Raw genomic sequence first — 19,108 nt, 5'->3', positions numbered from 1 at the left:
AGTACATTGCTTCGCAAATTTCTAAAAACTAATAGAAGAGACGGTGACTTATATTAGTCACCGCCTCGATATTATTACTAGTAGATTTCCACTCTTCAACTACCTGGTCTCTAAATTCCCTGCTGGAAGTTCAACAGTAAAAGGCTTTAAATCCTTAGCTGGCACAAGACTAGAAAAATCAAATAGCAACATTGTATTTTCGAGCTTGAAATTCTCAATCCTTTCTTCTCCGTTTAAGTCAAAAGTCGATTGGAAATGTGCCGTTTCCTGATCAATCATTTTTACCTTATTAAATGGAATACCATGGTTTTCAGGCGGCCATGGATTATCTGGGTCGATCTTGGTTAGGTATTCCTTATCCACCAACCAGAAAAGGTATTCCAAATTATGATTAATTGTTTCAAGTTTACTTTTACTCAATTTCTTCGGCAGCCCTGTCAGTTGATAATCGATTACCAATTTCTCACCTTTCTGAGTAACATTATTTACCTGCAGGCCTAAATTGAACCGTGTGCTTTTTAAAGTAAAAGATTTCTTATCCAACAGCTGTTGGACTTTTGGATCTGCTGCAGATAACTGAGGATAAAAGGTCAGTGCAGTAATGTCTGAATGGAGCTTGGTCATCTCCGTCCGAACGGCACTATGATATCCATCTTCTTGTTCCGACTCTTCTAGATAAGTTGGGTTTTCAAACCTATACACATTCCCTTTATCATCAACAGCTTTTGCTATAATAATGTCATCATTCTTGTATTTCTCCACTGTTTCATAAACAAGTGAAGATGACACTTTTGCGGTAAGAATCTCTTTAATACGGATTTTCACCTCATCGTCCGGGTATCCTTGTTCTTGATTAATAGCAAGTGTACGATTTTTTTCTTGTTGAATTGGAATATTAAAATTCCATTCACCTTTGATCCCATTGATATTATGAATCGTTATCGGGAGTGTAAAATTCTCCTTAAATGATTTATATGGATATTCCATTTTCCATTGAAAGTTGTATCCATTTTCCACTTTCTTAATGTCATTTGACCTTCCACGTAGCCAAGGATCTTGATCCCCTTTATAGTGTTCAAAGTTCATATCAAAGCTTACTTCACCTTTTTCGTTCCCGCCTTTTTCAACTGCTTCGTTTACAAATCCTGTAATGGACACCACATTGCCATCAAAATAGGCACTGGTCAGTCTTACAGTTACCCCATTTTTTGTTAGTGATTGGTTTAATTCCGTAACTGCATCCTGGTTTGCTAATTCCAAGCCTGTGCGGTCATTGAATTCTTGAAAAATCCCGCCAATTAAAGGGGTATTCGCTAAAACTCTATTCATTGTAGGATTAACAAATCCGGAGGCAAAGCTGATTCCAAAAAGAGCAGCAGCAGTCGCCACACCTGCAAGAATCTTCTTTTTCTTTGCTTTTCCTCTACTGCCTTCCTTGTTCAATCCTTTGGAAATCGCGCTGAATACTTTTTCTTTGGGCACAGTTATTTGCTCTATTGCTGTTTTGATTTCCTTGTTATCCATGGCACTTGTCCTCCTCATCTTTATAGAATTCCTTTAACTCTGCTTTGCCCCTACTTAAATACGTTTTTACAGTGCTCTCTGGAATTTCCATGACACCGCTAATCGCTTTTATCGAGTAGTCATAATAGTAAAATAAGATAATGACAGTTCGGTAATTTTCTCTCAGCTGCTGAATTGCGTGTAGCAGCTGCAATGATTCTTCGATGTTTGGATTTACCTGCCCCGGCAGGTTTGACAATATCTCCTCACTTAAAGGAACAACCTTGCTTCTCTTCTTTAGGACCTGTCCCGAACATCGTATGATAATTCTAGTGAGCCAGGTCATAAAATACTCCGGGTTTTTTAACGAATGGATGGATGTAAAGGCCTGATAGGTTGCTTCTTGGACAACATCCAACGCATCTTCTTCGTTATGTACATAAAGATAGGCAGTACGGTAGATTCTTTCATAATGTTGTTGAATTAACTTTTCAAAGGCGCTTTTATTACCTTTGATGGCTTTTTTAACTAGCCGCTGGCTTTCTATCTCCATCTTATTTGACCCCCTTTACTAATTAGTGGAATCTACAAATAAGAAAAGTCTCAAAAAAATTAAAATATTTTTCAAGAAAAGCATAACATGCAATTAAAATCCTAAGTTCAAAATAAATAAGCAGAAACCATTTTTGGTCTCTGCTCTCTTAAGTACAAAATTTACAATCTCGCTATTTAAAATGGTGCACATAAGAACTCGCCAAATAGTACTCTCTACATTTCCTCTGGGGCTTGCAGCCCTAATAGACGCAACCCTTCTTTAAGGACTATTGTTACCGCATAAACAAGTGAAAGCCTATCTTGTTTCAGGACGTTATCATCGATAATTCGAACAGAGGCATAATATTTATTAAACTCCCTTGCCAGTTCGATGACATACTTTGCAATCTGGGACGGATCGTATTCTTCTATCGCCCGTTTGATGATATTTGGAAATGAAGTGAGCGTCGTCACGATAGACCAAGCTTCAACATCTTGTATTTGCACGACTTGGTTGCTCTCTACGAACTTGCCTTTTCTTAATAGAGAAGAGGCACGAGCATACGTATATTGAACATAAGGTCCTGTTTCGCCTTCAAATTTCAGCATCTCCTTTAGAGAAAATTCGATGTCGTTTTGCCGATAATTCTTCAAGTCATGAAAGATCACTGCCCCCGTACCAACCTGACAGGCAACTTTTTCTTTTGATGTTAGTTTTGGATTTTTCTTCTCAATTTCTTTCAACGCTAAAGAGATGGCATCATTTAGGACCTCTTCAAGCAAGACAACCTTTCCTTTGCGGGTAGACATCTTTTTCCCGTCTTTCAACATCATTCCAAAAGGTACATGCTTCATTCCTTGCTGCCATTTGTATCCCATCTTTTCTAGCACAGCGAACAATTGCTTAAAATGCAACGTCTGTTCATTGCCAACCACATATAGAGATTGAATAAATTGATAGGTTTCTTGACGGTAAATGGCCGCTGCTAAATCTCGTGTCGCATAAAGGGTCGTTCCATCGCTCTTCTTGATTAAGCATGGCGGTAATTCATCAAGCGGAACGATTTGTGCTCCCTCGGATTCCTCTAATAGATTCATCTCCCCCAATATTTGAACAACCCTATCCATCTTGTCATTATAGAATGCTTCTCCCTGATAAGAGTCAAATTGGATACCCATTAATTCGTAAATTCTAGAAAACTCCTTTAATGACTCCTCTCGAAACCATACCCACAGTTTAGTAGCTTCTTCATCACCATCTTCCAGCTTTTTGAACCAAAGTCGAGCATCATCTACGAGCTGGGAATCCTTTTCAGATTCATCATGGAACTTAACATACAATTTAAGTAATTCCTTAATAGGTTGCTGCTTTACATCCTCTTCTCTTCCCCATTTTTTGTAAGCTACGATTAACTTCCCAAATTGGGTACCCCAGTCGCCTAAATGGTTAATTCTTATGGAACGATACCCGCATTTTTCAGAAATCAGGGCCAAAGCATTTCCAATGACTGTTGAGCGCAAATGTCCCATTGAAAATGGTTTTGCGATATTGGGTGATGAGAAGTCAATCGTTATCACCTGATCATTTCCAATATTTAAATCACCATAATGGTTCTTATCTGAAAGCACCTTCTTGATCACGATGGATGAAACCTTCTGTTTATTCAGGAATACATTCACATAGCCATTTACAGATTCAACTTTTTCGAAAAGTGGGTATTGGATTTTTGAGGCAAGTTCAGCTGCAATATTATGGGGTGGTCTTCGCAAGGTTTTTGCCAGTTCAAAACAAGGAAATGCCATATCACCCATATTCTCAAATTTGGGCTTTTCAATCATGAGAAGTAATTTATTTTTCTCCAATTGTCCATCTAACGCCTGAAATAGAATGTCTGCAAAGTCATTCTTAAAGTTCATTCATTTCCCTCCTCTAAAATAAAAAAAGCTCCCATCTCTTTATAAATAAGAGACGAGAGCTGTATATCCCGTGGTACCACTCAAATTGTTTTCAATAAATGAAAAACCACTTAAAATTAGTAACGAGGGATTCCCCCCGGCTATCCCTACTGATTTCAGGAAAGCATCTCAAAAGTGCGGTTCATTATTTGTTTCGTTCCAGGCTCACACCATCCCTGAATCGCTTGTTTTCCACAAATAATTACTCTCTTTATCATTGATTTTAAAATTATTAATTTGTATTATATCTATAAATTTGTAAATTTACAATATTTCAGCATTAGTGTATTAGAGTATCCTTATTCGGTTTGGCCCATACTAAATGAACCATCCCAGTCATATAATGTTCCATCCTCTCAATGTGAATGTTTGAGTTCTCTAAGATCCGAAGCATATCACGATTTAACTCACAACCTACGAACCTTCTATTCAGTGGATTCAACATCGTTTGAATGTATCCAATTATTGTATTTGAGCTTTTTCCATGTTCTAATAAAAGAATTTTCCCGTCAGGTTTACACCACTTATTAAATGAATTTAATACTTTCGTAGGATTTTCATATCCACACAGCGACAATGTAGAGATCACCGTATCAAAAGAATTATCCTCAAAAGAAAAGGATTCAACATCCGAAAGTATAAATTGGGCTTCTATACCTTCTTCAATGGCGGCTTCTTGTGCTTTTTTTAACATTTCCTCACTGAAGTCAACTCCCGTCACTTTTGCTCCTTGAGGATAATAATGAAAATTTGCTCCAGCACCAACTCCTACTTCCAGCACATTCCCTCTTGCAGATGAGAGCAATCTTTCTCTCCATTTTCTTTCCGACCGTATTCTTCTTCTCTTTTCATATGTTTTTGCTTGTTTATCAAAAGTTCTAATGAGCTTATCTTTGTTCATTAGCCACACACCTTTTATACCTAGATTAACACACCCTTCAATTAAAGTAAGATAATTACCATATTTAAAAGCTTTCTACGATATTCATGCAAATAACCACATTTTTTAGTGATGATGATGATGGGAGGGTTCATTTCTTGTTTTACAAAGAATTGAATTATCATGTTGATGTGCATCTGTCTCCAGTTGAATCGTTACATGTGTAATCCCTTTATGTTCAAGATCGTGTTCAATCTTGCGTAACATACTCTCGCTTTCTGCAATCGTCAACTGATTATCGACAACAGCGTGGCAAGAAAGTGCATTAAAACCACTAGTAATTGTCCAGATGTGTAAATCATGAATGCTTTGAATCCCTTTTGTTTTTTCAATCGTATCAATAACATCATCAACATTAACATTTTGTGGGGTTCCTTCCATTAAGACATGAACAGCTGCTTTCGTCACATGGAAGCCACTTCTTAATACAAGAATCGCAACAATCACACTCGCAAGTGGGTCTGCCCAACCCCAGCCAAAAAACATGATAAGTAGTGCAGCAGCAATCGCCCCGACAGAACCAAGCATATCACTTAGAACATGTAAAAAGGCGCCACGCATATTTAAATTCTCTTCTGTATCACCTCCACGCATCATAATCCAAGCAACCAAGATATTAACTAATAACCCAATAATACTAATGATAAGCATCCCAGTTGTTGCAACTTGAGGTGGATTTGAAAAACGTTCAACGGCTTCATAGAATATAAATAACGCAATTAAAATTAATGTAACACCATTTAAGACAGCTGCTAAAATTTCGAATCGTTTATAGCCAAATGTCTTACTATGGCTTGCTGCTTTTTCTCCCATGATAAAAGCAAGAAGTGCAATTCCTAATGAGATTGAATCACTTAACATATGTCCTGCATCCGATAAAAGCGCCAAACTATTTGTTAAAAAGCCTCCAACGGCTTCAATAACCATATAACACGTAATAATAATAAACGATATAAATAGTACTTTTTTATTTGCTCCGTGTGCATGATCATGGCTATGATTATGATTGTGTGCCAACTAAATCCCTCCATCCATTACAATAAACTAGGACATTCAATTATGTGTTGCATGATCAATTGCTTGCTGCAACAAATTCATGATGTGGTCATCATCTTTGGAATAATATAACGTCGTGCCTTCTCTTCTAAATTTGACTAATCTTAAATTTTTCAAGAAACGTAATTGATGGGAGACGGTTGATTGACCCAAATCCAAAATCTCAGCTATATCATTAACGGAATGTTCATCTGTACATAACAAATTTAAGATACGAATTCTTGTTGGATCACTTAATGCTTTAAAGGTTTGGGATACTACAAATAATGTTTCCTCATCTAATTGTTGATTCTTCTCACTGAACAGCACTTCATTTTTTGATACCTCTTTCATTTCCTGATTCGCCTCCAATAAAACTGCTGACAAGTACCCATTTATTCAATACATGAGAATATATTCATATATTGAAGTATATTGACTATCTTACAGAATGTCAATGTCTAACCCTAATTTTACTAGCTAAATTATTATTACTCTTAACAATAATGTCATTTGTTAAAAGGGGATCTGCATGTTATCATTTTTGCTGAGTATTCTTTTTATTTTTTCTGTTATTTAGCTCTTATTCTTAGTATTTATATAGAAAGTAGGTGAAAATACAAATGAAAAAATTCATTATTCCTATGCTCCTAAGTTCTATCTTTATTTCAGGATGTGCTTCAAACAATTCACAGGAAGCTGAAAATGAACAAGCCCATGCCCCTCAACAGCCACCAAAACTAGAATATACATTAGGCAGTAATGATTGGACGGTTGTTACTTCTTTGACAGATAGCTCTAAAGTTCTCGAAGCCTACCAATTTGCTGTTGAACACCCAGAGGTACTAGATTATATGCCATGTTATTGTGGATGTTACGAAGAAGATGGTCATACAAGTAACACCAATTGCTTTGTTGACTCGGTAGACGACAAAGTTGCCGTTTTAGATACAATGGGCTTTGGCTGAGGTGTCTGCGTTGATATCGCCCGTGAGGCGAAACAAGAGTTCGAAAAAGGCACAGATCTAAAAACGATTCGTGAGAATATTGATAAAAAATATGAGGCTTTGGGAACACCTTCTACTCCAACACCAATGCCTGAGGGCTAATACAAAAAACGGTATCTACCGTATTTGTTTTTTTCATATACTTTTCTATTAAATAAGTTAGGCTATTTTATTCATCTCAAGTAGTTCGTTAAATATGTAAAAAAGAGCATTGATATTTTTCAAATGCTCTTTTTGTTTTTCATACGCAGGGATCCCTAAAAAATGGCTTTTGTCTCAAGCTATTCATCCACTCTTGTCGCTGGCTTCAGAATAAACTGTTTATTAGGAAGTGGACAAGGAGGTGGTTTTGATGGAAAGATGGCATGATTCAAGCAAACGTAAGACACGTGGTCATGTTGAGGATATAAGTGATTCACGGTGCCAACGACTGGCAGATATTATCGGAGGGATGGTTATTTCATCGGCTCCTGTCTGTGTTGTAATGCGCCTACGAAATATTAGAGCAACTATTTTAGGTAAGCGTACTCGTTCTCCACTTGCTTTACCCTTTATGTTATCCTTTGAAAATAATGGTCTTAATCTTGGTGAAACTGTAATCCTCCAAAAAGAAATTAATCCTATGCTTTCTGCATTACGAAAAAGAGGAATTATCGTGACAGCCGTTCATAATCATTGGCTGTTTGATAATCCGCGTTTAATGTATATGCATTGGGAGAATGTTGGCATGACCCCAGAAGAATTTGCTAGAAATAGTTTTGCTGCTGCAAGAGAAGCAGGACTTTTTTAAAACCATCACTTAGTTTTATGTAATATAGTTGCTTTAGAATTCTAGAAATTCCGACCTTCTTATTGAAGGTTTCAGACTGTAGACAAACTTGATGGAACCTAAGTTTGCCTACAGTCTTTTTGAATTTAAAATAGCGATTAAGAGAATAGTTCCATTAGATTTTTTCGATGCAAAGAAGGTCCTGACTGAAAATACAGCGACAATTATGACAAAGATTTTTGTAGTTTATTTTTTCAATCTTTTTTCAGGCTTTTTTGATATTCTTAAAATAAAACAAGAGTTAAAGAAGAAGGTGTCATTTTGATATGAATATCTTATTTGCAGAGGACGATGAAAGTTTAGGAAAGTTGATTTTTCATTTGTTAAAGAAGGCATTTCACAGGGTGGACTGGGTGAAAGACGGTCAGAGTGCTTATGACTACGCCCTATTTACGGATTATGATGTCGTTATTCTTGATTGGATGATGCCTATACTAAGTGGCATTGAGACTTGTGAAAAATTAAGAAAAAAAGGGTTCAAAGGAGGGATCATTTTTCTAACAGCTAAGGATGCCTTGGAGGACGTGGTGAGCGGTTTAGATTCTGGTGCTGATGACTACATTATTAAGCCTTTTAAATTTGAAGAGCTGGCAGCACGAATTAGAGCTCTTTCTCGAAGAGCAGAGAAGCCGTTTGAAGAAATCCTTGCCTTTGAAGATATTCAATTGGATTTAACTACACGTGTCGTCAAACAGAATGGACAAGTAATCGAACTGTCTAAAAAAGAATATGAGCTATTGGAACTTCTACTGCGAAACAAACATCAAATCTTAACGCGGGAAGTGCTTTTTGAAAGGATTTGGGGGGTTGACGTCGATATTACGGAAAATGCCTTGGATGCCTTAGTTAAGCTACTTAGAAAGAAAATCGACCTCCCAGGTAAGCCCTCTATCATCAAAAATGTTCGGGGAGTAGGCTATAAATTGAGGGACAGTCATGTTGTTTAAAGCCGTAAAAGCTAAACTAAACCTACTTTATACAGGCTCTCTCTTAATCATTTTAGTTTTGTTTATTACGATCCTGTATGTACTTATATCTGGAGCTATTAGAAATCAAGAAATCCAAGAATTGAACAGATTTTTTGAAAATGAAGAACATGAGCTGGTTGAGGAAATTTATGAAGACGAGTATCATGAATTAAAATTCAAACCAGAGAGGAACGTATTCTACTATATTTATGATACAAATCAGACGCTGGTGAAAGGCGAGGAAACTATCAGTGGCTTATTCCAACATATTGAAGAAAATGGGCTGAACAAACAAGTGCCAGCATTTATGAAAGAAATAGAATGGAAAAATACCCAATTATTATTGAAAAATTATTCCCTTCAACATGATGGGAAAACAATAGGACATGTTATTGTTGGAAGCGATATTACAGATGAGAAACATTTGATTAAAAATATCATTTGGATTTTACTATTACTTACGCTATTTTTCAGTTTCCTTTTTGCTTGGGCTGGTAATTTCTTTGCTGGGCAGGCGATAAAGCCGATTAGAAAATCCTTTCAAACTCAGCAAAAATTTGTTTCAGATGCATCCCATGAACTAAGGACCCCTTTGAGTATCTTTTACAGTTCCGTCGATATCCTCTCAAGCGAGGAAAAAGAGAACTTGAGTCCTTTTGGACAGGAAATTTTGGAGGATATTAAGAACGAGTCAGAGATGATGAATAAACTTCTTAATGATTTATTATTTTTAGCCAGAAACGATCAGCAACATTTTGAGTTAGAATTGGAAGAAATCGATCTTTCCGAGCTGTTGCATTCATTAATTGTTAGATTCACAAGAATCATCCCATCCCATTTAACATTACATAACAGCATTCAAAATCAAGTGACGATAAAAGGAGACAAGGTTCGAATTCAGGAATTGCTTTACATCCTATTAGAAAATGCTGTTAGGTATACAAAAGAGGGGAGCATTACGTGCACATTAAAAACGAGCGGCCAGGAGGTTGTCATCACCATTCAAGACACAGGTTCTGGTATTCCTCCTGAAGAGCTCCCTCATATTTTCGACCGCTTTTACCGTGGAGACCCATCAAGAACGAGAGATGGTTCCGGGCTCGGTCTGTCAATTGCGAAAACCATTGTTGAAGCACATGGAGGCAAAATTCGTGTTAAGAGTGAAGTGAACAAAGGAACGATCTTTACTATTTCATTTGAATGATGAAGCACAAAAACGCCATTACGGCGTTTTTTTTGCATCATTTTTATCAGCTAATGAATTGAAATAGCTTTCCAAATATCTTAAGCTCATTATCGTAACAACAAGAAATACTCCCCCACCATACAGAAAAGCTGCCCATGGTAGGTTCGAATCAGTTCCTATTAAAAAGCCATGTAGGACCATGAATATCCATGCAGGAATAACAAGAAGATGGATTTTCCTCCAAAGGTTTTTCCCAAGTCTCTTCATTAAAAAGTCCGATGTTACGAAGACAATCAGGAATAGATAAAAACAAATCGTCCCGATTCCAGATGCTAGAGGAGCATGATCGGAAAAAAAAGGAATAAATATCTCTCCAAGTGTGTATGTTACAAAACGATCTCTCCATAACAAAATCATGTGAAAAATCACGGTTAACACACCTGCCCATCCGCTTGTTTGATGCAGTTCGTTCATAAGCGGTCTTTTCTTTTGAAAAACAGCTAATCGGCTCAATAATCCTGCTGATATTGAAAAAGTGAACAGAAAATAGGCAAGAAACCCAGAAAGACGGATTAGTACCCAGTTGGAAATAAACGGAACATCCATTATTGCCCTCCTCCTCTTACTATTTGTCCATCCGGTTTAATGAGGACAAAATTAAATTTATGACTAATCGTTTTGAGAACATTTTTTACTGTGATCGGATCCTCCATAAAACAAATTTTCGCCCCTATTTCAGCGTCCAAACAATGCTGCGATACGACGGTTGCCTGGACAATTTTCGGTTCAACCGGCAAGCCTGTTCTGCCATCCAACAAATGATGCTTTCTCGTCCCATCCTGCCACCAGCTTCTATAGACAATATTAGATGTGGCAATGCCGCCATTTTGAATCTCAAAAGAGCCAAGTTCTTTTTCTTCGTTAAAAGGATCCATCACACCGATATTCCATGTTTTCTCTCCGTTTGACCACAGCGCTATATCGCCACCACCATCAACCATCCCAAATTTTGAATGGGCATCTTTCTTTAACCATTGGGCAATAGCTGCAACAGCGTAGCCTTTTGCAATTCCGCCAAGATCAATTTTTTGTTCTGTCTTTTTGGTAATTTTACAATTTCTGTGAAAAATCAAAGGCTGAGACTCAATTTGATAATCAATAGGGACGAATGAATTCTTGGATGCTTCAAAGGGAAAGCTTTGATCATATCCATGCGCTACCAATTCGCTAAGCAAATAGGGTGAGAACCGCCCTTCTGTTTTACGATGATATTCATCTGCTTTTTCCAATAGGTCATACAACACGGGTGAAACGACTGCTGTCAAATCCCTTTCTAACTGATTGAATCGCCACAGCTCATTATTGGTTTGAAATCTTGAAAATTCCCGTTCAAAATAACGTAGCAATTCAGAAATGATATCCTTCCAATCTGAAATAACACTATTTGAAATCTCGATATAAAAGGTAGTATTCATAACCTTCATTTCAAATGAATCCATCAATTTTGTCACCTTGTTCTTCGTGTAGTTCGATCATAGGTTGATTCTTTATTATTGTTTACCTGAATCGAAAAGTCGCTCCAATCCAACTGGATAAGCTCTTTTTCTCGATCACTCATAGAATTAGTTATTTCCGCCGCTAGCATATTTCCATCCGAATCTGTAAAAGTTGAGACAGTCTGATCCAAATTGCTAATAATAAAAGCCGAGAAGGCTGTACCTGTAATACCGACAATCCATTTCGCTTTCGTGCTTGCTTTCATCCTTTTCACCTCATCTTAAAATATTTCCTCGAGTACGATCGTTTCTTTTTCAGCATTCCAGCTGACTCTATATCCCATACTATTTGCGATGACTGAAATTGGTAGATATATTGATTTCTCGTAGTATAGAGCTTTTGTTGGCATCGGTGTTTTCACCCTATTTTCATAAGTTGCATTCGAACCTACCCGGACAATTAATTCTTCTTCCCCTTTTAAGATTTCAAAAATCCTACTCTGTTCATAAAACGTAAATTCCGCACCTATGAATTTTGCAAACTTTTCTCCAGAAACAAGCAGTTGACCCTGTTGAGGAATGACAAAAAACAACTCACTTTTTACATTCTTCTCTATAAGAACCTCTGTAGCTTCCTGAATGGGAAGAGTATCATTTGAACCAGTACTTGTGTCCCTAGTCCAAATATTCCATAGGGACTGCTGAATGATTTCACTTGAAGGTTGGTCTCTTACATCAGACTGCCAATCATCATCTCGCTCATATTCATCATCATCTTCATCGTCATCATGATCATCATCCCGATACTCTTTAAATTTCCGTTCTACGTCGTCATGTTTTTTACGGTCCTTCTCATGCCTTTCATATTTTTCATCATCATCGTCATCTGCTTTTACAATGTTTGCTGTTTGAAAAATTGAAAAGAGAATAATTACTGATAGGAACCACTTAAATAGTCTAGTTTTCACCATATTCGCCTCCTTGTGAAAACATATTAACCATTGTTTCTGAAAAAAAAGTGAAAGACGAGATCGATAAAACGAAATTTTTTAAAAAATGACCTTACTCTTTTTCAGATATATTTCATTTTCGGAAGTTATTCTAAAAACAATAAATCGCTACAGAGAAGGAGAGTTTATATGCAGTATTTTAAAATGTTACTTATCTCATTATTAGCTATTTTTATAATCAGTTTAGTAACAATAGAAAACAATTTCGCATCAGCTGATGATGACTTTGAAGAAAAATATGAGAATCATTGGGAGAAACATGATCACGGGGATGAAGCTTATGAAGATATCGGAGAAATGGTTGGATGGGGTACAATTATTGCTATGGGTGCCGCAGCGATCATATTTCCTATTAGAAAATCAGCAAAACAGATCCTAAAAAATTATCCAGCATCAAAAAAGTTTTATATCCCTTTTTCTAAGTTTTTCGGGAAAAATCATTTGTTAATTGGAACCATTGCTTTGGCTTTGAGTATGCTTCACGGAGTTTTTATGTATCTAAGTGAAGGAGCATTAGAATCGGAGGGGGTTATTGGTTTAGGAGCATTCATTTTAATGGTGCTCGCAGCAATTTTTGGAACGGTCTTATACAAGAACAAGAAAGTGAAAAGTCTTCGAACAACACATATCGTGTTGATGGCTTTTGCATTTCTTATCGGAATTGTTCATATCATTACCTCCTAACTGGTTACTACCATCGGGCACAAGATTTAATAGGATTTATAGAACCAAAACTAGTCATTCATTTTATAGAAAGCCTGTTGGTGAGTTTGTTCATTTTGTGGATTAATTCGGAATTATTTCAATCAAAAACCTACGGTAAGATATTCTTCCGTAGGTTTTTTTGTACGACTTACTAGACTAAGCTTGATGGATCGTATCAAAGGTTTTTCTTTAGGGGCGGATGATTATCTGGTAAAACCATTTGAAATGTTGGAACTTCTTGCTCGTGTTGAAGCTGTCCTGCGGCGCACGCAGAAAACGATAAGCTATTTTGAAGCGGGAGAAGTAAGGATTAATTTTAATAGCCGTCAAGTATTTCAGAATGGCCAGTTAGTTGAATGTACCCCGAAGGAATACAAACTACTTGAGGTACTTGTACAGAACCGCAATGTCGCACTTTCCAGAGAAAGACTTCTAGAATTGGTTTGGGGATATGATTTTGAAGGAGACACCCGAACAGTGGACGTACATATACAAAAGCTGCGTAAAAAGCTAGGTTGGGAAGATAAGATAAAAACCGTCTACAAACTTGGCTATCGCCTAGAGGTAACCCAATGAAGAAACGAACCTTTTTTACAACTCTTGTGCTTTTCCTCTTCTTCTTCAACCTTGGTATCTTCATTGTTTCCTCTGTAATGTTCAAAGATACGATAAACCAGGCAGAGGAAAGGAGCTTGGGTGAGCATTATTTTATTGTTTCTGCACTTGTTAAGGATTTTAGTGCTGTGGAAAGCCGCGGGAAAGACATACAGGGTTCTATAAGCTCTTTACTACAGCCTTACAGCTATCTTTCTGGGGATAAAAAGGCGGGACTTGCTCTTTATCGAGACAATCAGCTGGTCTATTCCAATAAGGATGCAGATATAATGTTGAACAATTCACTAGAGTCGCCGGAAGATGGAAACCGTCTGGTAACGGTAAGGAAAGTAAACAATAAAACATATATCACTGTTTCAGGAAAGCTCCCCATTCCCTATGATTCTTATACATTGGTTTATCATTTTGATATAACAGAGGCGATAGGCAAGTGGAATCAACTGAAAAATATATTGTTTCTTGTTGGATTTACTCTCTCTGTTTTTATGGCTTGCGGACTTCTACTGGTGCTCAACCTGATTTTTAAGCCTCTTCAGCAAATTTCACAAATCTCTAGAAATATTGCAAATGGTGAGTATGAAACCAGACTTCCGGTCCAAGGACATGACGATCTTGCCGAAATGGCACAGAGCTTTAATCACATGGCGGAGGAAATCCAGCGTCAGATGACAGAACTAAAGGATGTCGCAGATAAAAAACAGCAGTTTGTCGATAACTTCGCTCACGAACTCCGTACGCCGCTGACCGCTATTTATGGATATGCGGAATACATGCAAAAGGCTGTTTTATCGGAGGACGACAGGTTGTTGGCGCTAGAGTTTATCATGTCAGAAAGCCGACGCCTGCAAATGATGTCATCTCAGCTTCTTGAGATGGCAAATCTGCAGAACAATCAGATATACTGCAAAGAATTGAAAATATCATGCCTCTTTGAGACTGTCAAAAAAACTTTGTACGGTAGGCTTGCAGGAAAAGACATACAGATAAAATTTAGGAGTGAAGTAGAGACAATTATGGGAGATGCTTCTCTGCTGCAAAGCTTAATTGTTAACTTAGTCGACAATTCAATAATGGCGTGTGGAAAGAACGGTCACATTGTAGTTATTGCTGCAATGGAAAATGGAATGAAAACAATCAGCGTGAAAGATAATGGAAAAGGCATGCCAGCCGAAGTCCTCTCACAAATAACAGAACCCTTTTACAGAGGAGATCGATCACGGAACCGGAGTGACGGAGGAGCCGGACTGGGGCTTGCTATTTGTAAACAGATTGCTCTAAGTCACGGTGCTGATTTGAGTTTTACCAGTAGTTCGGGAAAAGGTACAGTCGCAAAAGTAATTTTTACAACTTAATAATAACTTGATTAGGATTCTATAATTTAAGCTGACTATACTGCAGTTGTGATCACAATTACAACAAAAAGTCCTTTTTGAATAATAAGATTACAAAATATCCTTCCAAATATTAATAGCCGTAGCTAAAATTAACAGCGCCAAAATCACCTGTAGTATTTTCGTATTCATTTTCTTACCTGCCATTGCTCCAAGTGGAGAAGCAATCAGACTAGCTACTACCATAATAGCAGCGGGCCCATAATCGACTTGTCCGGTCGTTACTTTCCCAACAGTTGCTCCAATGGAAGATATGAGTGTAATAGCTAGTGATGAGGCAATGGTCATTCTTGTTGGAATCTTTAGGACAACCAGCATAATTGGTACTAGTAAGAATGCTCCTGCTGCTCCAACGATTCCAGCTCCAATTCCGACTATTAGAGAAAGGATAGCTGCTATCCATTTATTAAACTTCACTTGGTCTAAAGGAATATCATCAATTCCTTTTTTAGGGATAAACATCATAACCGCAGCAATTAAAGCTAATAATCCATAAATTAGATTAATGCCACCTTCTGACATTAATTTAGAGCCATAACCACCTAAAAAGCTACCTATTAGTATACTTACACCCATGTAGGCAATCAGGCTTTTATTTAAGTATCCACCTTTGCGGTATGCCCAAACCCCTCCAATTGTTGCAAAAAACACTTGCACCGCACTTATCCCTGACACCTCATGAGCGGTGAAGGCAGCAAAGCCTAGCATAGGAGGAATATATAATAGCATTGGGTATTTAATAATAGAACCTCCAATTCCTAGCATTCCAGAAATGAAAGATCCGATAAATCCGATTAGAAAAATAGTTAAGATAAAGCCAAAATCCACCTTCACACATCCCCTTTTAAAAAGGGAACCTACCATGGTCCCCAATATTAACCCTTTTTAATCCAAAATTTTAAAACTTCACCTTCGTCTTCGTGTTTGACAAGCTCATGGCCACCTGATTTTGCCCATGCTGCCAAATCATTTTTTGCCCCTTTGTCTGTAGCATGAATTTCTAAAACTTCACCTGCTACAAGGTCTGCCATTGCCTTTTTTGTTTTTACAATTGGCATGGGACACGCTAGTCCTTTAGCATCTAATACTTTTTTTGCATCCATCCTCGATAACCTCCAATTCGTTTTTTAGCGTACTGCACAACGGTTTGGTCCAATTTCCATTTCACGTTGCTTTTCTATGTCGGGATTAATTTTCCCCATATTTGTTTCACGAATTTCTTGATAGGCATTCGGTTGTGGTGGTAGATTTTCGGTTACCATTTTTCTAAACTCATGTTCATCTTCAATGTTTAGTCCATGATTCTTCTCAAAAAGAGTTCCTAATTTTTCAGAAACACTGCCATCCTCATTCAATTCTTCAATGATCATAAAGTGTGCAGGCAGAACAACTAGTTCATTTGATAATTCTTTATAGCGAGTATATAGAGTTTCTCTTAAGTCTCCAACCCAATCTTGAGCTAAACCAGCAAGATCCGGTCTCCCAATAGAATCAATGAAAAGTATATCCCCAGAGAGAAGGAACTTTTCATCAACTACAAATGAAGTTGACCCGATTGTATGACCTGGGGAATAGATGGAATGAATATTAATAGTAGTATCACCGATCATCACATCATTCCCACCTTCGAGTGGTTGGTAGTCAAATGTTACTTCTGTCGCATCTTTCGGGGGTAGCCAATAAGTTGCTCCTGTTTTTTCTGCAATCACACGCCCACCAGAAATATGATCCGCATGTAAATGAGTATCGAATACATGTGTTATTTTTGCATTCATAGTTTCAGCAAAATTAAGATAAATATCTGTCATTCTAGTTGAGTCAATTAGAGCAGCCTCACCATTAGACAGAACCATATAAGATAGGCATCCTTTTCCAATGCGAACAAATTGGTATAGCTCTCCACCATCCTTTAATTCTCCAACCTTCACAGGCTCAAGATGTTCGCTCCAAGCCTTCATTCCACCTTCAAGATATGCTACGTCCCGACCCGCATCTGATAGCATTTCAGCAATCATCACTGATGACCCTTCCTTCGCACAGACAACTAGTAATCCCATATTTGTTGGAATTTTGGGAAGGATTTCTTCTACTCCATCCAGCATTTCAAAATAAGGAATATTTAAATATTGGAAATTTTCCCCTTCAATTTTCCAATCCTGAAAATCACTTTCATTTCGCACATCCAAAATAAATAACTCATCCTTATTGAATACTTTTTTTGTTAAATCTTTTGAATTCATAACAGTAACAGTCATTCCATTTACCCCCTAAGGTATAATGTGTTGTAAAATTTTTTAAAATGTTCGTGTGTATCTTTTTAACTATTTGTTGAGACTTTCACTCTTCCCATTCCATTGACTCATCCCTGGTACTACATTTATTACTTTATTAAATCCATTGTCTGTTAATTTTTGTGCAGCCAAATCACTCCGATTTCCAGTGCGACAGACAATAAAAATTTCATCCTCTCTATTTAATTCAGACATACGATTTTCTAGTTCACCTAAAGGAATAGAAATTGCATTGGGAATATGATTAAAAGCATATTCTGCTGACTCCCTCACATCTAAAATAACAATGTTCTCTTTTGCTTCAATTCTCTTTTCAAGTTCTTCATTGGTTGCGATATGTTGATGCTTTCTTTCTCTATTTTCCTGGCTAGAAGATTTCCTTAAATAGTGTTTTAAGACGTCTTCTTCCTCTATAGTTCCTAAATATTGATGCCCCGTACTTTCAGCCCATGCCTTTATATCTGCTTTTGACCCTTTATCTGTTGCCTGAACTTCTAGTACAAGACCTGGTTCTAGCCCATTCATGGCTTTCTTTGTTTTCACAATTGGCATCGGACAAGCCAATCCTTTTGCGTCCAAAATATCATTTGCCTTAATGTTTTCCATAAATTAACCTCCATCTTTATACCTATACGGGTATTTGTTTGTCTAAAAAAATATATCACCAAATCCCAGCACATATGCGGCCTTGCTTTATCCTAAATAAATAGATTCACATTCCCATCCTCGGCTTCTGCCAAATAGGCTGCAACTCCTGCATATTCAATGTTGTCGAGCAATTCTTCTTTTTGAAGACCTAGCAAATCCATCGTCATTGTACATGCAATTAATTTAACATCCTGTTCTTGTGCCATTTCAATGAGCTGAGGTAAAGGAAGTGCATTATGCTTTTTCATTACTGATTTAATCAGCTTTGGGCCAATCCCAGCAAAATTCATTTTTGAAATCCCCATTTTGTCAACGCCTCTTGGCATCATTTTTGCGAACATTTTTTCAAGAAATCCTTTTTCTACTTGAATGTTTTCATCTTTTCGGAGCGCATTTAGTCCCCAGAATGTGTGAAATATAGTTACTTCGTGATCATAAGCTGCAGCACCATTAGCAATGATATATGCGGCCATCACTTTATCATAATCTCCACTTAACAGCACTATCGTTGTTTTCTTTCTATCAGTCATTTTTCCTCCACCATCCCAATATACTTATAGGGGTATATAATCAATTAAAAAAATAACACTTTTACCCCTATGGGTATATTATTAAATATATAAGATCATGTCAACCCTTTTTATCTACTTCTTACTAAAAGATTTTCAGACTTTCAGAAGCTGCGTTGCAATTGTATGTTGATCCGTTTAGAGATCCTATCCATTCTCCAATTGATAAAGAATAATTATTCCGTTAAAATTAAATAGAACATACATTCTAATGGAGGGGATTATTGTGAAAGAATGGGAGGCTGCATATTTAGCAGGGATTATTGATGGAGAAGGATCAATTACACTTACTAAAAATCATAAAAATGAGTTTAGACGTCCTTGTATATCCGGATTAACCCCCGAATTTTGGACAATATCACTCTTAATCTAGCTTTTTCTTAAAATTACATTGTTTTTCGTTTCCTTTTGTCCTTTTTGGAGTC

22 protein-coding genes, 1 pseudogene and 1 other annotated feature are annotated in these 19,108 nt (G+C 37.1%); of the genes and pseudogenes, 8 read left to right on the top strand and 15 right to left on the bottom strand.

What is annotated here, in order from left to right; translation table 11 throughout:
- Nucleotides 1-99 precede the first annotated feature (99 nt).
- The 6 genes from J2S07_RS19470 to J2S07_RS19445 form a co-directional block, all read right to left on the bottom strand.
- On the bottom strand, nucleotides 100-1,524 hold the full coding sequence (locus tag J2S07_RS19470) for a DUF4179 domain-containing protein (protein WP_307152071.1): 1,425 nt from the start codon (nucleotides 1,522-1,524) through the stop codon (nucleotides 100-102).
- Entirely contained in the window at nucleotides 1,517-2,056 is a 540-nt protein-coding gene (locus tag J2S07_RS19465) for a sigma-70 family RNA polymerase sigma factor (protein WP_370872898.1), read from the bottom strand. Before J2S07_RS19465 ends, J2S07_RS19470 begins: the two co-directional genes overlap by 8 nt.
- A gap of 215 nt (nucleotides 2,057-2,271) precedes the next feature.
- The gene (argS, locus tag J2S07_RS19460) at nucleotides 2,272-3,954 is read right to left on the bottom strand and encodes an arginine--tRNA ligase (protein ID WP_307152070.1); all 1,683 of its coding nucleotides are present in this window, start codon (nucleotides 3,952-3,954) and stop codon (nucleotides 2,272-2,274) included.
- A 45-nt stretch (nucleotides 3,955-3,999) separates the two neighbouring features.
- Nucleotides 4,000-4,220, bottom strand: a binding site (T-box leader).
- Nucleotides 4,221-4,273: 53 nt separating this feature from the next.
- Nucleotides 4,274-4,894, bottom strand: a complete 621-nt coding sequence (locus tag J2S07_RS19455) for a class I SAM-dependent methyltransferase (protein WP_307152069.1) — start codon at nucleotides 4,892-4,894, stop codon at nucleotides 4,274-4,276.
- A 105-nt stretch (nucleotides 4,895-4,999) separates the two neighbouring features.
- Entirely contained in the window at nucleotides 5,000-5,950 is a 951-nt protein-coding gene (locus tag J2S07_RS19450) for a cation diffusion facilitator family transporter (RefSeq protein ID WP_307152068.1), read from the bottom strand.
- A gap of 36 nt (nucleotides 5,951-5,986) precedes the next feature.
- On the bottom strand, nucleotides 5,987-6,322 hold the full coding sequence (locus tag J2S07_RS19445) for an ArsR/SmtB family transcription factor (protein ID WP_307152067.1): 336 nt from the start codon (nucleotides 6,320-6,322) through the stop codon (nucleotides 5,987-5,989).
- A gap of 269 nt (nucleotides 6,323-6,591) precedes the next feature.
- On the opposite strand from J2S07_RS19445, the gene J2S07_RS19440 reads away from it, so the two are divergent.
- From J2S07_RS19440 to J2S07_RS19425, 4 genes are all read left to right on the top strand, one after another.
- Nucleotides 6,592-7,077, top strand: coding sequence for a PCYCGC motif-containing (lipo)protein (locus J2S07_RS19440; RefSeq protein ID WP_307152065.1), 486 nt, complete (start codon nucleotides 6,592-6,594; stop codon nucleotides 7,075-7,077).
- Between the two features lie 250 nt (nucleotides 7,078-7,327).
- Nucleotides 7,328-7,765 carry a DUF1259 domain-containing protein gene (locus J2S07_RS19435; protein ID WP_307152064.1) on the top strand — a complete coding sequence of 146 codons (438 nt, stop codon included), beginning with the start codon at nucleotides 7,328-7,330 and terminating at the stop codon, nucleotides 7,763-7,765.
- A 305-nt stretch (nucleotides 7,766-8,070) separates the two neighbouring features.
- A complete protein-coding gene (locus J2S07_RS19430) occupies nucleotides 8,071-8,751 on the top strand; it encodes a response regulator transcription factor (protein WP_307152063.1) in 681 nt (226 codons plus the stop codon).
- Nucleotides 8,741-9,976, top strand: a complete 1,236-nt coding sequence (locus J2S07_RS19425) for a sensor histidine kinase (protein WP_307152062.1) — start codon at nucleotides 8,741-8,743, stop codon at nucleotides 9,974-9,976. The genes J2S07_RS19430 and J2S07_RS19425 overlap by 11 nt, the downstream gene beginning before the upstream one ends.
- 18 nt (nucleotides 9,977-9,994) lie before the next feature.
- Here J2S07_RS19425 and J2S07_RS19420 read toward each other — a convergent pair whose 3' ends face one another.
- From J2S07_RS19420 to J2S07_RS19405, 4 genes are read right to left on the bottom strand one after another with little or no spacing between them, the layout of a single operon-like run.
- On the bottom strand, nucleotides 9,995-10,564 hold the full coding sequence (locus tag J2S07_RS19420) for a ferric reductase-like transmembrane domain-containing protein (protein ID WP_307152061.1): 570 nt from the start codon (nucleotides 10,562-10,564) through the stop codon (nucleotides 9,995-9,997).
- Complete coding sequence (locus tag J2S07_RS19415; RefSeq protein ID WP_307152060.1) at nucleotides 10,564-11,457, bottom strand: FAD:protein FMN transferase; 894 nt, start codon at nucleotides 11,455-11,457, stop codon at nucleotides 10,564-10,566. Before J2S07_RS19415 ends, J2S07_RS19420 begins: the two co-directional genes overlap by 1 nt.
- An 8-nt stretch (nucleotides 11,458-11,465) precedes the next feature.
- A complete protein-coding gene (locus J2S07_RS19410) occupies nucleotides 11,466-11,720 on the bottom strand; it encodes a hypothetical protein (protein WP_307152059.1) in 255 nt (84 codons plus the stop codon).
- Between the two features lie 15 nt (nucleotides 11,721-11,735).
- Nucleotides 11,736-12,422 (bottom strand): copper amine oxidase N-terminal domain-containing protein, encoded by a 687-nt coding sequence (locus J2S07_RS19405; protein WP_307152058.1) that lies wholly within the window; start codon nucleotides 12,420-12,422, stop codon nucleotides 11,736-11,738.
- A 171-nt stretch (nucleotides 12,423-12,593) separates the two neighbouring features.
- Between J2S07_RS19405 and J2S07_RS19400 the strand changes: the two genes are divergently transcribed.
- From J2S07_RS19400 to J2S07_RS19390, 3 genes and pseudogenes are all read left to right on the top strand, one after another.
- Nucleotides 12,594-13,148, top strand: coding sequence for a hypothetical protein (locus J2S07_RS19400; RefSeq protein WP_307152057.1), 555 nt, complete (start codon nucleotides 12,594-12,596; stop codon nucleotides 13,146-13,148).
- Nucleotides 13,149-13,328: 180 nt separating this feature from the next.
- Nucleotides 13,329-13,745, top strand: a pseudogene (locus tag J2S07_RS19395) (response regulator transcription factor); the annotation flags it as partial.
- On the top strand, nucleotides 13,742-15,136 hold the full coding sequence (locus J2S07_RS19390; protein WP_307152055.1) for a sensor histidine kinase: 1,395 nt from the start codon (nucleotides 13,742-13,744) through the stop codon (nucleotides 15,134-15,136). The pseudogene J2S07_RS19395 and the gene J2S07_RS19390, both read left to right, overlap by 4 nt.
- Nucleotides 15,137-15,226: 90 nt before the next feature.
- Here J2S07_RS19390 and J2S07_RS19385 read toward each other — a convergent pair whose 3' ends face one another.
- The 5 genes from J2S07_RS19385 to J2S07_RS19365 form a co-directional block, all read right to left on the bottom strand.
- Nucleotides 15,227-16,003, bottom strand: a complete 777-nt coding sequence (locus J2S07_RS19385) for a sulfite exporter TauE/SafE family protein (RefSeq protein ID WP_307152054.1) — start codon at nucleotides 16,001-16,003, stop codon at nucleotides 15,227-15,229.
- Nucleotides 16,004-16,050: 47 nt separating this feature from the next.
- The gene (locus J2S07_RS19380) at nucleotides 16,051-16,278 is read right to left on the bottom strand and encodes a sulfurtransferase TusA family protein (protein WP_307152053.1); all 228 of its coding nucleotides are present in this window, start codon (nucleotides 16,276-16,278) and stop codon (nucleotides 16,051-16,053) included.
- Between the two features lie 24 nt (nucleotides 16,279-16,302).
- On the bottom strand, nucleotides 16,303-17,430 hold the full coding sequence (locus J2S07_RS19375; protein ID WP_307152052.1) for an MBL fold metallo-hydrolase: 1,128 nt from the start codon (nucleotides 17,428-17,430) through the stop codon (nucleotides 16,303-16,305).
- Between the two features lie 66 nt (nucleotides 17,431-17,496).
- On the bottom strand, nucleotides 17,497-18,072 hold the full coding sequence (locus J2S07_RS19370) for a sulfurtransferase TusA family protein (RefSeq protein WP_307152051.1): 576 nt from the start codon (nucleotides 18,070-18,072) through the stop codon (nucleotides 17,497-17,499).
- 92 nt (nucleotides 18,073-18,164) lie between these two features.
- Nucleotides 18,165-18,644: a DsrE/DsrF/DrsH-like family protein gene (locus J2S07_RS19365; RefSeq protein WP_307152050.1), complete on the bottom strand. Its 480-nt coding sequence runs from the start codon at nucleotides 18,642-18,644 to the stop codon at nucleotides 18,165-18,167.
- Nucleotides 18,645-18,909: 265 nt separating this feature from the next.
- On the opposite strand from J2S07_RS19365, the gene J2S07_RS19360 reads away from it, so the two are divergent.
- On the top strand, nucleotides 18,910-19,056 hold the full coding sequence (locus J2S07_RS19360; protein ID WP_307152049.1) for a hypothetical protein: 147 nt from the start codon (nucleotides 18,910-18,912) through the stop codon (nucleotides 19,054-19,056).
- Nucleotides 19,057-19,108: the final 52 nt, after the last annotated feature.

The organism is Anoxybacillus andreesenii, from assembly GCF_030813005.1.
GTDB lineage: Bacteria > Bacillota > Bacilli > Bacillales > Cytobacillaceae > Robertmurraya > Robertmurraya andreesenii.
The sequence above is the reverse complement of the archived record's forward strand: the minus strand, read 5'-3'. Positions and strand labels throughout refer to the sequence as shown.

Excerpts from the sequence above, each read along its gene's own strand:
- J2S07_RS19445 (WP_307152067.1), bottom strand. The coding sequence starts at position 6,322 with ATGAAAGAGGTATCAAAAAATGAAGTGCTGTTCAGTGAGAAGAATCAA.
- J2S07_RS19425 (WP_307152062.1), top strand. The coding sequence starts at position 8,741 with ATGTTGTTTAAAGCCGTAAAAGCTAAACTAAACCTACTTTATACAGGC.
- J2S07_RS19435 (WP_307152064.1), top strand. The coding sequence starts at position 7,328 with ATGGAAAGATGGCATGATTCAAGCAAACGTAAGACACGTGGTCATGTT.
- J2S07_RS19465 (WP_370872898.1), bottom strand. The coding sequence starts at position 2,056 with ATGGAGATAGAAAGCCAGCGGCTAGTTAAAAAAGCCATCAAAGGTAAT.
- J2S07_RS19375 (WP_307152052.1), bottom strand. The coding sequence starts at position 17,430 with ATGACTGTTACTGTTATGAATTCAAAAGATTTAACAAAAAAAGTATTC.
- J2S07_RS19455 (WP_307152069.1), bottom strand. The coding sequence starts at position 4,894 with ATGAACAAAGATAAGCTCATTAGAACTTTTGATAAACAAGCAAAAACA.
- J2S07_RS19410 (WP_307152059.1), bottom strand. The coding sequence starts at position 11,720 with ATGAAAGCAAGCACGAAAGCGAAATGGATTGTCGGTATTACAGGTACA.
- argS (WP_307152070.1), bottom strand. The coding sequence starts at position 3,954 with ATGAACTTTAAGAATGACTTTGCAGACATTCTATTTCAGGCGTTAGAT.
- J2S07_RS19380 (WP_307152053.1), bottom strand. The coding sequence starts at position 16,278 with ATGGATGCAAAAAAAGTATTAGATGCTAAAGGACTAGCGTGTCCCATG.
- J2S07_RS19430 (WP_307152063.1), top strand. The coding sequence starts at position 8,071 with ATGAATATCTTATTTGCAGAGGACGATGAAAGTTTAGGAAAGTTGATT.
- J2S07_RS19470 (WP_307152071.1), bottom strand. The coding sequence starts at position 1,524 with ATGGATAACAAGGAAATCAAAACAGCAATAGAGCAAATAACTGTGCCC.
- J2S07_RS19390 (WP_307152055.1), top strand. The coding sequence starts at position 13,742 with ATGAAGAAACGAACCTTTTTTACAACTCTTGTGCTTTTCCTCTTCTTC.
- J2S07_RS19370 (WP_307152051.1), bottom strand. The coding sequence starts at position 18,072 with ATGGAAAACATTAAGGCAAATGATATTTTGGACGCAAAAGGATTGGCT.
- J2S07_RS19365 (WP_307152050.1), bottom strand. The coding sequence starts at position 18,644 with ATGACTGATAGAAAGAAAACAACGATAGTGCTGTTAAGTGGAGATTAT.
- J2S07_RS19420 (WP_307152061.1), bottom strand. The coding sequence starts at position 10,564 with ATGGATGTTCCGTTTATTTCCAACTGGGTACTAATCCGTCTTTCTGGG.
- J2S07_RS19400 (WP_307152057.1), top strand. The coding sequence starts at position 12,594 with ATGCAGTATTTTAAAATGTTACTTATCTCATTATTAGCTATTTTTATA.
- J2S07_RS19415 (WP_307152060.1), bottom strand. The coding sequence starts at position 11,457 with ATGGATTCATTTGAAATGAAGGTTATGAATACTACCTTTTATATCGAG.